This is a genomic window from Dietzia sp. PP-33, from assembly GCF_033790845.1.
Lineage (GTDB): Bacteria > Actinomycetota > Actinomycetes > Mycobacteriales > Mycobacteriaceae > Dietzia.
This window is the reverse complement of record NZ_JAMYEI010000001.1, coordinates 123,221-136,656: the sequence shown is the minus strand read 5'-3', so window position 1 is coordinate 136,656 and position 13,436 is coordinate 123,221. Positions and strand designations below refer to the sequence as shown.

The following is a 13,436-nucleotide window of genomic DNA, read 5'->3' as shown; positions in this document are numbered from 1 at the left end:
CCGCCAACTCGCGTCACGTCGGTAACCTGCCGGTATGACCGTCATCCTGCTCAGGCACGGCCGCTCCACCGCCAACACCGCGCTCACCCTGGCCGGCCGCACCCCCGGAGTCGCGCTCGACGACACCGGCCGGGCGCAGGCACAGGACCTGTGCCACCGACTGGCCGGCCTGCCGGTGGAGGCGGTGGTCCGATCCCCCCTGAAGCGCTGCCGAGAGACGGTCGAACCGCTGGCCTCGGCGTTCGGGGTGGAGCCGGTGATCGAGGACGGCCTGGTCGAGGTGGACTACGGAGCCTGGACCGGACGGGGGCTGACCGAGCTGGCCTCCGAGCACATGTGGTCGGTGGTGCAGCAGCACCCCTCCTCGGCGGTCTTCCCGGAGGGCGAGTCCCTGGCCGACATGGCGACGCGGGCCGTCTCGGCCGTCCGGATGCACGACCGGCGTCTGGCGGAGGACGCGGGCCGGGACGTGTTGTGGGTGGCGTGCAGCCACGGGGACGTGATCAAGGCGGTGATCGCCGACGCGTACGGGATGCACCTCGACCACTTCCAGCGCATCGTGGTGGAGCCGGGTTCGATGTCGGTGGTCCGGTACACGCCACACCGGCCGTTCGTCCTCCGGGTCAACGACACCGGAGGTGACCTGGCGAGCCTTCGAGGCGAACCGGCCGGTCACGTCGGCAACGCCACCGCCGGTCACGCCAGCTCGGACGCGGTGCCCGGGGGGAACGTACCCTGATGATCCGCGCCACCACCAGGCACCGACCGGCACCACATGGCACCACAGTAGGGAGACGACCGGCATGAGCAGGGAAGTCCACGAGTTCCGCGACCCGACCCGGTTCGTGGTGGGCACGGTCGGTCAGCCCGGCGAGCGGGTGTTCTTCGTCCAGGCCACCGGCGGCGGTCGTACCGTCTCGGTTCGCTGTGAGAAGCAACAGGCGCAGATCCTCTCCGAGCGGATGGGGGACCTCCTCGACGAGATCGCGGCGAAGTCCGATGTCCCGGTGCCCCCCTCCGGCGGGGTGGTGGACGACCTGGCGCCTCTCGAGATGCCCGTCGACGCGGAGTTCCAGGTGGGCACCATGGGCCTGGGATGGGACGGCGAGAAGAGCCAGATCGTGGTGGAGCTCCTCGCGGCGGATCCCTCCGCGACCGACGAGTCGGTCGTGCTCTCGGACTCGGAGGACGCGCCCGACGCGCTCCGGGTGTTCCTGACCCCGCAACGCGCGCGACAGTTCGTCCTGCGCAGCGAGAAGGTCGTCTCGGCCGGGCGCGCGCCGTGTCCGCTGTGCGGCGAGCCGATCGACACCACCGGGCACCTGTGCGTCCGCCTCAACGGGTATCTGCCGCGTTCCGGTGACGCGCTCACCGAGCTCGTCGATCCGTGACCACCCGCCCGGCGGGGCCCGAACTCACCGTTCTGCACCGGATCCCCTCGGGCAGCAACGCGGTCTACCGCTGCGTCGACGCCGGGGGCGGTCACTGGGTGTACAAGCCGTCGGCGGGCGAGCGCCCGCTCATGGACTTCCCGGACGGCAGCCTGGCGGCCCGGGAGATCGCGGCGTACGCGGTGTCGGTCGCGCTGGGCTGGGACCTGGTTCCCGAGACGGTGCGTGCGCACGGTCCCGGTGGCCCGGGTATGGCGCAACGATGGATCGAGGAGGTCGACCGGGCTGAGGCGCCCGGCCACGACCCGGTGGACGTCCACCCGGTGGACGCCCTGCCTCCCGGTCGGGTGGCCGTACTCCGCGGCGAGGGTTCCCGTGGGGAGGACGTGGTGGTGGCCCACGCCCTGGACGACAGACTCCGGCGGATCGCGCTGTTCGACCACGTGGTCAACAACGCCGACCGTAAGGGCGGGCACGTCCTCGTCGACACCTCCGGGGTGATGTGGGCCATCGACCACGGCCTGTCCTTCCATGCCGACCCGAAGCTGCGCACCGTCCTGTGGGGGTGGGCGGGACAGCCGTTGCCCCCGGGCGACCTCGAGGGCCTGGAGAGGGTGCGGGTCGGACTCGCCGGGGACGGAGCGGTCGCCGACACCCTTCGTGAGCTGCTCTCGCCGGGCGAGGTCCGCGCGCTCGCCGCTCGGGTCACCGCACTGGTCGACGACGAGGTGTTCCCCGTCCCGGGACCCGGTTACCCGTTACCCTGGCCGCTCTTCTGACCACTGGCGGTCTCTAGACTCGGCCGCATGATCTCGTGGTCCTCGCCCGCCGTCCCCGCCGTCCCCGGCGACGGAGTCCCCCTCAGGTTGTTCGACACGGCCCGCGGCGAGATACGTGAGGTGGCCCCCGGGCCCGTCGCCGGGATGTACGTCTGCGGCATCACGCCGTATGACACCACGCACCTCGGCCACGCGGCGACGTATCTGACCTTCGACCTGGTGTACCGGCTCCTCCTGGACGCCGGCCACGAGGTGCACTACGTACAGAACACCACCGACGTGGACGACCCGTTGTTCGAGCGGGCGGAGCGCGACGGCGTGGACTGGCGGGAACTCGGGGACCGCGAGACCGACCTGTTCCGCTCCGACATGCAGGCGCTGCGCGTGCTGCCCCCACGCGACTACGTGGCGGCCACCGAGACCATCGACGAGGTCGTGGAGATGGTCGCCGAGCTCGTCGACCGCGGGCACGCCTACCGGATCGATCCCGGGGTCGACGGCTACCCCGACGTCTACTACCGCCACCGGGCCACCCCGGGGTTCGGGTACGAATCCGGGTACGACGCCGACGAGATGGCGCGCGCGTTCGCCGAACGCGGCGGTGACCCGGACCGGGAGGGCAAGGAGCACCCGCTGGACGCTCTCCTGTGGCGGGTACGTCGACCGGGTGAGCCGTTTTGGCCGTCGCCCTGGGGAGAGGGCAGGCCGGGCTGGCACATCGAGTGCTCGGCGATCGCCCGCAACCGGCTGGGAATGGAGTTCGACGTCCAGGGCGGCGGCAGCGACCTCGCGTTCCCCCACCACGAGTTCTCCGCCGCGCACGCGGAGGCCGCGACCGGTCACTCGCCGTTCGCCCGGTTCTATGTCCACGCGGCGATGATCGGGCTCGACGGCGTCAAGATGAGCAAGTCCCTGGGCAACCTCGTGCGGGTACAGACACTCCGCCAGCAGGGGGTGGACCCCGCCCTCATCCGGCTCGCCCTGGCCGCGGGGCACTACCGTACCGACCGCTCCTGGTCCGAGGCGCTTCTCGAGGAGGCCCGCTCCCGGTGCGGGACCTGGTGCCGGGCCATCTCCCGCGGCGCCGGCGCGGACTCCGCCACCGCGATCTCCGCGCTGCGGGAACGACTCGCGGACGACCTCGACACCCCGGGCGCGCTGGCCGTCGTCGACGCCTGGGCCGAGGCCACCCTGGCCGGGGATGACTCCGACCCGTCCGCCGGGTCGGCCGTGGCGACCGCCCTCGACGCACTGCTCGGGCTCGCACCGGCCTCCTGACAGCGACCGGGGGCGGACCGGTGGCGGCGGGGCCCCGCGGGGGTCGGGATCAGCCGACGTCGGGCCCGTCCCGATCTCCGCGCAGGAAGCGCTCGAACTCGGCGGCGATCGCGTCGCCGTCGACCAGCGGCATCGCGTCCCCGTCGGCCGCCCGACCGCGGTCGGGCTCGGGGTCCACCCCCGCGCCGATCCCGTTCTCCTCGTCCATCTGGTCCTCGAGGGACTGGATGTAGTCGCGCAGGTCCTCGTCCTCCCCGGCCGCGGCGTCGACCTTCGCGACCCACGTCCGGGACTGGACCCGCAGCGCGTCCATGGGGACGGCGAACCCGAGGTTCTCGGCCAGCCACGACAGCACCGCCTCGGTGCCACGTGGATTGGGCGGAGCGGCGACGTAGTGGGGGACACCCGCCCACAGGCTCGAGGTGGGGACCCCGGCCTCGGTGAGCAGCTGCTGCAGGACCCCGGTCATCCCGGTGGGGCCCTCGTACTCGGAGGCCCGGACCCCCATCGCGACCATCTGCTGGCGGTTGAACGCCGTCCCGGTCAGGGGAACCGGGCGGGTGTGGGGCACATCGGCCAGATACGCACCCAGGAGCACCACCTGGGACACCCCAAGCGTGTCGACGAGATCCACGAACTCCGAGGCGAACCGGCGCCACTTCAGGCCCGGCTCGGGTCCGCGGACAAGGAGGACGTCGTGATCGAACCCGTCCGGTCGACACACCGACACCAGGATCTGCGGCCACTCGACCGATCGCGACACCCCGCCGGAGTGACGGACCATCGGCCGCTGGTCCAGGTAGTCGAAGAACTCGTCCCCGCCGATCTCCGCGATCTGCCGGGCCTCCCAGGTGAGGGCCAGGTGCTCGACTGTTCCGGTCGCCACGTCGGCGGCGTCGTTCCAGCCCTCGAAGGCCACGATCATCACCGGGCTCTCGAGGTCGAGGTGCCCGTCGGGAGTCCATTCGACAGTCATCGGTACAGCCTACGGACGTCGGCTCCGGCGGGACCCATACACTGGGCGGCATGTCTGTCGATTTCGATTCGCCCCTGTTGGACGCTGCCCGTCGGCGAGTACTGATCGGTGACGGGGCGATGGGCACGATGTTGCAGGCCGTGGACCTCGACGTCGATGCGGACTTCCTCGGGCTGGAGGGCTGCAACGAGATCCTCAACGCCACCCGCCCGGATGTGGTCGCCGACATCCACCGGGCGTTCTTCACCGCCGGCGCGGACCTGGTGGAGACCAACACCTTCGGCTGCAATCTGTCCAACCTCGGCGACTACGACATCGTCGACCGGATCGGGGAGCTGGCGGAGAAGGGCGCGGCGATCGCGCGCGGGGTCGCCGACGAGATGGGCCCGTCCGAGGACGGGACGCCGCGGATGGTGTTGGGGTCGCTGGGGCCGGGGACCAAGTTGCCCTCGCTCGGTCAGGCCGCGTTCGCGGAGATGAGGGACGCCTACGCGCAGGCCGCGGAGGGACTCGCCAGGGGCGGCGCGGACGCGTATCTGGTGGAGACCAGCCAGGATCTGCTCCAGGTCAAGGCCGCCGTACTGGGATGCCAGGACGGGATGGCGGCCGCCGGACGCCGGCTGCCGATCATCTCCCACGTGACCATCGAGACCACCGGGACCATGCTCCTGGGCTCGGACATCGGAGCGGCGCTGACGGCGCTCGAACCGCTCGGTGTCGACATGATCGGGCTGAACTGCGCCACGGGGCCGTCCGAGATGATCGAGCACCTGCGCTACCTCACCCAGCACGCGGGCGTGCCGGTGTCGGTCATGCCCAACGCGGGTCTGCCCGAGCTGGGGGAGCACGGCGCCGTGTACCCGCTCGGCGCCGAGGCGTTCGGACCCCAGGTGGCCGACTTCGTCTCCGAGTTCGGCCTGTCGATGGTCGGTGGATGCTGCGGCACCACCCCCGAGCACATCACCCGTCTCCGGGACGAGGTCATGGCCCGGGAGAAGGCCGAGCGGCGGGTCGAACCCGTCAACGCCGTCGCCTCGCTCTACAGCTCGACCCCGCTCCGCGCCGACGCCGGCATCCTCATGATCGGCGAACGCACCAACGCCAACGGGTCCAAGCGGTTCCGTGAGGCGATGCTCGCCGCTGACTGGGACACCTGCATGGAGATCGCCAAGGAGCAGATGCGCGACGGCGCGCAGATGATCGACCTCTGCGTCGACTACGTCGGCCGCGACGGCTCCGGGGACATGGCGGAACTGGCCGGCCGGTTGTCCACGTCCTCGACGCTTCCGATCATGCTCGACTCGACCGAGCCGGAGGTCATCCGGACGGGCCTGGAGCACCTGGGGGGCCGCTGCACGGTCAACTCGGTGAACTACGAGGACGGGGCGGGCCCGGACTCCCGTTTCCAGAAGATCATGCGACTGGTCTCGCGCCACGGTGCGGCGGTCGTGGGTCTGACCATCGACGAGGAGGGCCAGGCACGGACGGCGGACCGCAAGGTCGAGATCGCCGAACGGATCATCGCGGACCTCACCGGGAACTGGGGGGTCGCCGAGGACGACATCATCATCGACTGCCTGACGTTCCCGATCTCCACCGGTCAGGAGGAGGTGCGCAAGGACGGAATCGAGACGATCGAGGCGATCCGCCGGCTCACGCGGTCGCATCCGCGCGTGCACACCACTCTGGGTCTGTCCAACATCTCGTTCGGGCTCAATCCGGCCGCCCGGCAGGTGCTCAACTCGGTGTTCCTGCACGAGTGCATCCAGGTGGGCCTGGACACCGCCATCGCGCACAGCTCGAAGATCCTGCCGATGAGCAAGATCGACGACCGTCAGCGGGAGGTCGCGCTCGACCTGGTCTACGACCGGCGCAAGGAGGGTTACGACCCCCTCCAGGTGTTCATGGAGCTCTTCGACGGGGTCTCCACCGCGAGCACCAAGGACGCGCGGGCGGCCGAACTCGCCGCGATGCCGCTGATGGACCGGTTGTCGGCACGGATCGTCGACGGGGAACGCAAGGGGCTCGAGGCCGACCTCGATGCCGCGATGGCCGAGATCCCCCCGCTCGAGATCATCAACACGCACCTGCTCGGCGGCATGAAGACGGTCGGCGAGCTGTTCGGTTCCGGTCAGATGCAGCTGCCGTTCGTCCTGCAGTCCGCGGAGACCATGAAGACCGCGGTCGCGCATCTGGAACCCCATATGGAGGCCAGCGACGAGGACGGCAAGGGCCGCATCGTGCTGGCGACGGTCAAGGGCGACGTCCACGACATCGGCAAGAACCTGGTGGACATCATCCTGTCGAACAACGGCTACGACGTCGTCAACATCGGCATCAAGCAGCCGATCGCCGACATCATCTCGGCGGCCCGTGAGCACAAGGCCGATGTGATCGGTATGTCCGGTCTGCTGGTCAAGTCGACCGTCGTCATGAAGGACAACCTCGCGGAGTTGAACTCGGAGGGCCTGGCCAGCGAGTTCCCCGTGCTCCTGGGCGGAGCCGCCCTCACCCGTGCCTACGTCGAGGTGGACCTGGCCGGCATGTACCAGGGCGAGGTGTTCTACGCCCGCGATGCGTTCGAGGGTCTTCGTCTCATGGACGAGGTGATGACGGCCAAGCGGACCGGTGTCCCGATGTCCGAGTCCTCCGACGCGGCGACCAAGGCCGCGGAGCGGCGCGAGCGTCGTGCCCGGAGCGAGCGGATCGCCGCCAAGCGGGCCGCCGAGGCCGAGCCCGTCGTGGTGCCGGAGAGATCGGACGTCGCCGCGGACCAGCCCATCGCCGTCCCGCCCTTCTGGGGGACCCGGATCGCCAAGGGCATCCCGGTGGCCGACTACGTCGGTCACCTGGACGAGCGCGCGCTGTTCTTCGGGCAGTGGGGGCTACGCGGGACCCGCAGCGGAGAGGGTCCCGACTACGACGAGCTGGTCGCCACCGAGGGACGCCCCCGCATGCGTTCGTGGATCGACCGACTCACCACCGAGCGGATCCTGGCCCACTCCGCGGTGGTCTACGGCTACTTCCCGGCATATTCGGAGGGTGAGGACATCTGCGTCCTGGCCGAGCCCCGGCCGGATGCCGAGGTGCTGCACCGGATCTCGTTCCCCCGCCAGCAGCGGGGCCGGTTCCTGAGTATCCCGGACTTCATCGCCTCCAGGGAGCGTTGCGAGGCCGAGGGGATCGTGGACGTCCTGCCGTTCCAGCTCGTCACCATGGGCAGCCCGATCGCGGACTTCGCCAACGAGCTATTCGCCGGGGACAACTACCGCGACTACCTCGAGGTCCACGGCCTGTCCGTGCAGCTCACGGAGGCACTCGCCGAATTCTGGCACCGGCGGGTGCGGGACGAACTGCGACTTCCCGAGGGTGCGGTCTCGGACGAGGACCCCGATACGATCCACGACTACTTCGACCTCAAGTACCGCGGCGCACGCTACAGCTTCGGCTATGGCGCGTGCCCGGATCTCGAGTCGCGCCAGGTCGTGGTGGACCTACTCGAGCCCGAACGTATCGGCGTCGAGCTCTCGGAAGAGCTGCAACTCCATCCCGAGCAGTCGACGGACGCGTTCGTGCTCTACCACCCCGAGGCGAAGTACTTCAACGTCTGAGTCCGCAGGCCGGCCGGAGGGTGTTAACGACAACGGCAGGGGCCACCGATAGAGGGGGAGAGGGGTTCGCGTCGGCGACGATCCGACCGTGCGCCGCTCACCACCATCTGTGAGGAGTCGGTCATGACCACCATCCGTCGTACCTCCGCCACCGCGTGCGCGGCGGCACTGCTCGCCGGGGCGCTGGCCGTGGCCACCGCCCCGGCGGCGTCCGCCCAGGTGTGGCACGAGGCACCCGCGCACGATGTGCGCATGCCGTACCCCCTAGGCGGCGAGCACACCATCCGCTTCGGTGCCTTCACCACCTGCAAGCTGGGCGGCGACGGGCGGTTCCACCAGGCGCTGAGCGCCGGTGCGCGCGATCTCGACCAGCCGGTCGGATCGTTCGACTTCTCGGCGACACTGCTGCCTTTCAACTCGGCGACGATCGAGTGGCACAACACCGACACCGGCGTGCGGGGCGTGCAGACGGTCCACTCGACCGGACCCGAGGTGGGCACAGCCGGAGCCTTCACCGGGCGCGGACGTCTGGCCGTGACCGTCACCGCCGCCAGGTCCGCGCTGCCGACCTTCGCGCCGGGGTCGGTCGCGCCGTTCGCGTCCGCCACGCACACCGAACGATTCATCGTCCCCGCCGGCGACTGCTGAGCGTCAGGGATGACGGACCACGGGGACGGAGGCGGCACCCCCGGTCCGAGGCCGGTCGGGTAGACAGTAGGCCGTGACCAGCAATCCGTCCTCGCGTCCCCCGGCCGCCGTGTGTCTCGACATGGACGGCACCCTCGTCGACACCGAGCGCCTGTGGGACATCGCCGTCTACGAGCTCGCGGAACACCTGGGCCGTCCGCTCGATGACGCGACCCGCGAGCGGACCCTGGGCAACTCCCTACCCGGGTTCTTCCGGGTCCTGTCCGAGTACACCGGTCGGACGATCGAGGGTGCCGAGTTCGACCGCCTGGCCCACCGGCTCAACTCCCGGGTCACCGAGCTCATGCGTTCCGACATGCGGTGGCGGCCGGGTGCGCAGGAGTTGTTGGAGGACCTGGCCTCGACGGGCACCCCGGTGGCCCTGGTGACCAACACGACGGCGGACGTCGCGGCGGTACCGCTGGAGTTCATCGATCGTTCCCGCTTCCGGGTGGTGGTGACGGGCTGCATGGTCACCGACCCCAAGCCCGCGCCTGATCCGTACCTGTTGGCCTGCGCCCGGCTCGGAGTCGAGGCGACCACGGCCGTCGCGGTCGAGGACTCGGTCACCGGTGCTACGTCAGCGGTCTCCGCGGGGTGCCGCGTGCTGTACGTACCGTCGACAGACGGTCAGCCGGAGGTGGCCGGGGCACACCTCCACCCGAGCCTCGAGGGCGTGAGCGCGTCCGGTCTCGTCGCGCTCACCTCCGGAACACCCGTGGATGCGGTTGTGGGAGAATCGGGCGCGTGAAGACCTTCGACTCCCTGTTCGCCGAGCTGTCCGAGCGCATCACCGCGCGCCCCGAGGGCTCCGGCACCGTCGCCGCCTTCGACAAGGGCGTGCACCACCTGGGCAAGAAGGTCAACGAGGAGGCTGGCGAGGTGTGGATCGCGGCCGAATACCAGTCGGATGAGGAACTGGCCGAGGAGATCTCACAGCTCCTCTACTGGACCCAGGTCATGATGCTCAGGCGCGGTATCGACCTCGAGGACGTCTACCGGCATCTCTAGCCGCCACACCGACCACCCCTCCCGCACCGATTCCTGGAGCCGCCATCATGCTGCGTGTCGCAGTGCCCAACAAGGGCGCCCTGTCCGAGTCCGCCTCCGAGATGCTGTCCGAGGCGGGGTACCGCCGGCGGACGGAGGGGAGCAAGGACCTCACGTTGATCGACCGTGAGAACGACGTCGAGTTCTTCTTCCTCCGACCCAAGGACATCGCGGTCTACGTGGGGTCGGGTCGTCTCGAGCTGGGGATCACCGGTCGCGACCTGAGCATGGACTCGATGGCCGAGGTCGACGAACTGCTCGAGCTGGGTTTCGGGCACTCCACCTTCCGCTACGCCGGCCCCGCCGGAGCCGGGTGGACCACGGACCGGCTCGCCGGCGCGAGGATCGCCACGTCGTACCCGAACATCGTCCGGAGCGACCTGCAACGGCGGGGGATCGAGGCCGAGGTGATCCGGCTCGACGGTGCAGTGGAGATCTCCATCCAACTCGGGGTGGCCGACTGCATCGCCGACGTGGTGGGCTCGGGCCGGACGCTCAAGGTGCACGGGCTGGAGGCGTTCGGGGACGTCCTGTGCGACTCGAACGGCGTCCTGATCGCGCGCGCGGGCTCCGAGACGAGCCCGGCGATGGCCCAGATGCGGGCCCGCCTCCAGGGCGTGGTGTTCGCCCAGCAGTACATGATGTTGGACTACGACTGCCCCAAGGAGCTCCTGGAACCGGTCTCGGCGATCACCCCCGGGATCGAGTCGCCCACCGTCTCACCGATGGCCGACCCGGCATGGGTGGCGGTCCGGTCGATGGTGCCGCGAAAGAGGGTCAACTCGATCATGGACGAGCTCGCCGCAGCCGGAGCCAAGGCGATCATCGCCACCGACATCCGGTCCTGCCGGATGGGCTGAGCCTCGGGCGCCGACGCCGCGGGGGCCCGGGTTCCCGTGCGTCTACATCGCACGACCCGGGCCGGCTCAGACCCGTTCGACGAGCAGTGCCTGCAGGGTGTGCCCGATGGCCCCCGCCTCGTCGTACAGGGTCCCTGCTGTGGCCCCGACGCCGTCGGGCCCGATCGAGGCGTTCGCGCCGACCCCGATCCACTCACCGACGGGTCGCCGGTGCAGGTGGGTGATCAGATCGGTGTTGAGGAACCGCCACTGGTCGGGTTCGAGCACGGCTCCCACACCGTTGGCGATGTCGGCCACCGACATCACCCGCTCTGCCGGCGTCATCTCCTCCCCTGCGACAAGGGGAAGGGTGGCGCGCGCCCACACGACCCCGTCGTCCGCACCGCGGATCTCCAGTGAGTCGATGTACCCGCTGGTCCAACGGTTGAAGAAGTCGCTGTTCCGGTCGACCTCGGGGAGCTCCCGCGGGCGATCGGCCGACTGTTCGACCTCTGCGGTGTCGCCGACGGCCATCCGCCAGGCGCTCGCCCGGGCGACGATCCGACCCCCCGCCTCGAGTTCCGATTCCAGCAGCTGGATCCTGCGTCCGGGGCGGACGATGCGGGCCCGGGTGCGCACCTCGCCCAGCGGGACCGGGCCGAGCAGGTCCACGGTGACGCGGGCGATACGGGTCGCCTCCGACCGCTCGAGACGATCCATCGCGCGGGTGAGGATGGCCGACGGCGGCGACCCGTGCTGCAGATCGGGCCCCCAGGCACTGACCGTGTGCGGGGTCGCCCGGAACTCCTCCCAGCCGTCGTCCGTGCCCAGCGGCTCGAAGTAGGCCTGCGTCATCATGTGCTCCTCGGTCCGGCGGGTCCCGCGTCGGGTGTCGTCGGATCGAGAGGTATCACGCGGCTCTCCGGCCATCCCGGGTACTCGGGTGGGGTACCCCCGAATGCCGGGCACAACGCCTGGTGACTGCACCAGTCACAGAGCCGGGACGAACGGGGAGGGAAGTCCCCGAGGCGTCCCGCCCGCTCTATCTCCGCCCAGAGCGAGTCGAGCTGCGCCTCGGTCTCGACCAGGGACCCGAGGTCGGGGGAGAGGGTGAGCCAGCTGCCGTTCCTGAGGTAGATCAGCTTGAGCTGCGTCGGCACGACACCGTGCACCTGCTGGTACATCAGGGCGTAGAACCGCATCTGGAACATGGCCTGATCCCGGTAGCGGGGACGCGGTGGCTTTCCGGTCTTGTAGTCGACAACCCTGACCTCGCCGGTCGGCGCCACGTCCACCCTGTCCAGGTAGCCGTGGAGCGGGGTCCCGGACGAGGTGGCGGTCACGAGGTACTGCTCGCACGCGGCGGGGGAGAAGCGCCGGGGGTCCTCGACCCCGTAGAGGGCGGACACGAGAGCGGCGACCTCCGACTCGAACTGCCCGCGGTCGGCGGGCGGCACCACCTCGGCGCCACCGTCGACGTCGTAGAAGTGTCCGACCGCCGCGGGGACCAGTTCCACGGCCCGCCCCGGTGCGCGCTCGGACTGCTCCAGCGTGTACAGCTCCTCGAGAACCGAGTGGACGACGGTGCCGAGGACCTGGGCACGCGTCTTCGGTTCCGGAATCCTGTCGATCGCCTTGAGTCGGTAGAGCAGGGGACACTGCCGGAAGTCCGCCGCCCGCGAGGCCGACAACGCCAGTGGCCTGCGCTCCGGCGGAGTCACGTCCTCCGTGGGGGCCGGGGACGCGGGGGAGGCCGGGGAGGCCGGAGAGGCCGTGGGGCCAGTGCCGCCGATTTCCAGGGGATCCTTCACACCTGGCAGGGTAGACAACCGGTCGGACAACCGGCCGCAGTCCCCTGGAGGTCCACAGTGCAGCGATCCGGCCCGTTCGTCGTCGGCGACCGCGTCCAGCTCACCGACACCAAGGGGCGCAAGTACACCGTCGTCCTGGTCTCCGGTGCCGAGTTCTTCACCCATCACGGCGCCATCCGGCACGACGACCTGATCGGTGCGCCGGAGGGGTCGATCGTCACCTCGACCAAGGACTCCCACTACCTCGCGCTCCGCCCGCTGCTCACGGACTACGTCCTGTCCATGCCGCGCGGGGCCCAGGTCATCTACCCCAAGGACGCCGCGCAGATCGTCCACGAGGGAGACGTATTCCCCGGCGCCCGCGTGCTCGAGGCCGGCGCCGGATCCGGTGCCCTGACCTGTTCTCTGTTGCGCGCAGTGGGCCCGGAGGGCCGGGTGTTCTCCTACGAGATCCGCGCCGACCACGCCGAGCACGCGGAGCGCAACGTCCGCACCTTCCACGGCGAGCACCCGGCCAATTGGGACCTGCGGATCGCCGACCTGGCGGAGACCTCGGTGGAGGCGCTGGGAGGTCAGGTCGATCGCGTGGTGTTGGACATGCTCGCACCGTGGGAGTGCCTGCCCACGGTCAGCGAGGTCCTGGTCCCCGGCGGGGTGCTGGTGGCGTACGTGGCCACCACCACGCAGCTCTCCGACGTGGTGGAGGCCCTCCGCAAGCAGCAGTGCTGGACGGAACCGCGCGCCTGGGAGTCCATTAACCGCGGCTGGCACGTCGTGGGGCTGGCCGTGCGACCCGAGCACCGCATCCAGGGGCACACGGCGTTCCTGGTGACAGCGCGGCGTCTGGCCGAGGGCGTGACCACCCTCAAGCCCAAGCGTCGGAGCGGCAAGGGCTGACCCCGGGGGTCGGGGACGGGCGCCGACCCGCCCCTCACCCGGCCACTCACCCCGGCGATAGGGTGGAGGCGACGACGACGAGGGTGTCGTCGGCGAGTCGGAGGGCAGGTGATCGCG

General features: G+C 70.3%; 13 protein-coding genes. 10 read left to right on the top strand and 3 right to left on the bottom strand.

Annotated elements, in window-relative coordinates; translation table 11 throughout:
- Window positions 1-34 precede the first annotated feature (34 nt).
- From NJE57_RS00700 to mshC, 4 genes are all read left to right on the top strand, one after another.
- The gene (locus NJE57_RS00700; RefSeq protein WP_319026457.1) at window positions 35-739 is read left to right on the top strand and encodes a histidine phosphatase family protein; all 705 of its coding nucleotides are present in this window, start codon (window positions 35-37) and stop codon (window positions 737-739) included.
- A gap of 64 nt (window positions 740-803) precedes the next feature.
- The gene (locus tag NJE57_RS00695; protein WP_319026456.1) at window positions 804-1,391 is read left to right on the top strand and encodes a DUF3090 domain-containing protein; all 588 of its coding nucleotides are present in this window, start codon (window positions 804-806) and stop codon (window positions 1,389-1,391) included.
- Entirely contained in the window at window positions 1,388-2,170 is a 783-nt protein-coding gene (locus NJE57_RS00690; RefSeq protein WP_319026455.1) for an SCO1664 family protein, read from the top strand. Before NJE57_RS00695 ends, NJE57_RS00690 begins: the two co-directional genes overlap by 4 nt.
- A gap of 27 nt (window positions 2,171-2,197) precedes the next feature.
- Entirely contained in the window at window positions 2,198-3,448 is a 1,251-nt protein-coding gene (gene mshC / locus NJE57_RS00685) for a cysteine--1-D-myo-inosityl 2-amino-2-deoxy-alpha-D-glucopyranoside ligase (RefSeq protein WP_319026454.1), read from the top strand.
- Between the two features lie 49 nt (window positions 3,449-3,497).
- On the opposite strand, the gene NJE57_RS00680 is transcribed toward mshC, so the two are convergent.
- Entirely contained in the window at window positions 3,498-4,424 is a 927-nt protein-coding gene (locus NJE57_RS00680) for a PAC2 family protein (protein ID WP_319026453.1), read from the bottom strand.
- A 50-nt stretch (window positions 4,425-4,474) separates the two neighbouring features.
- Here NJE57_RS00680 and metH point away from each other — a divergent pair, with 50 nt between their 5' ends.
- From metH to hisG, 5 genes are all read left to right on the top strand, one after another.
- Complete coding sequence (gene metH, locus NJE57_RS00675; protein WP_319026452.1) at window positions 4,475-8,035, top strand: methionine synthase; 3,561 nt, start codon at window positions 4,475-4,477, stop codon at window positions 8,033-8,035.
- A gap of 123 nt (window positions 8,036-8,158) precedes the next feature.
- Window positions 8,159-8,683, top strand: a complete 525-nt coding sequence (locus NJE57_RS00670) for a hypothetical protein (protein ID WP_319026451.1) — start codon at window positions 8,159-8,161, stop codon at window positions 8,681-8,683.
- Between the two features lie 73 nt (window positions 8,684-8,756).
- Entirely contained in the window at window positions 8,757-9,473 is a 717-nt protein-coding gene (locus NJE57_RS00665) for an HAD family hydrolase (protein ID WP_319026450.1), read from the top strand.
- Entirely contained in the window at window positions 9,470-9,733 is a 264-nt protein-coding gene (locus NJE57_RS00660) for a phosphoribosyl-ATP diphosphatase (protein ID WP_319026449.1), read from the top strand. Before NJE57_RS00665 ends, NJE57_RS00660 begins: the two co-directional genes overlap by 4 nt.
- Window positions 9,734-9,780: 47 nt before the next feature.
- A complete protein-coding gene (gene hisG / locus NJE57_RS00655; protein WP_319026448.1) occupies window positions 9,781-10,632 on the top strand; it encodes an ATP phosphoribosyltransferase in 852 nt (283 codons plus the stop codon).
- Window positions 10,633-10,698: 66 nt separating this feature from the next.
- On the opposite strand, the gene NJE57_RS00650 is transcribed toward hisG, so the two are convergent.
- Entirely contained in the window at window positions 10,699-11,466 is a 768-nt protein-coding gene (locus tag NJE57_RS00650; protein WP_319027032.1) for a thioesterase family protein, read from the bottom strand.
- A complete protein-coding gene (locus NJE57_RS00645; RefSeq protein WP_319026447.1) occupies window positions 11,466-12,422 on the bottom strand; it encodes a RecB family exonuclease in 957 nt (318 codons plus the stop codon). The genes NJE57_RS00650 and NJE57_RS00645 overlap by 1 nt, the downstream gene beginning before the upstream one ends.
- Window positions 12,423-12,479: 57 nt before the next feature.
- On the opposite strand from NJE57_RS00645, the gene NJE57_RS00640 reads away from it, so the two are divergent.
- Window positions 12,480-13,319, top strand: a complete 840-nt coding sequence (locus tag NJE57_RS00640; RefSeq protein ID WP_319026446.1) for a tRNA (adenine-N1)-methyltransferase — start codon at window positions 12,480-12,482, stop codon at window positions 13,317-13,319.
- The last annotated feature ends 117 nt before the right edge of the window (window positions 13,320-13,436 follow it).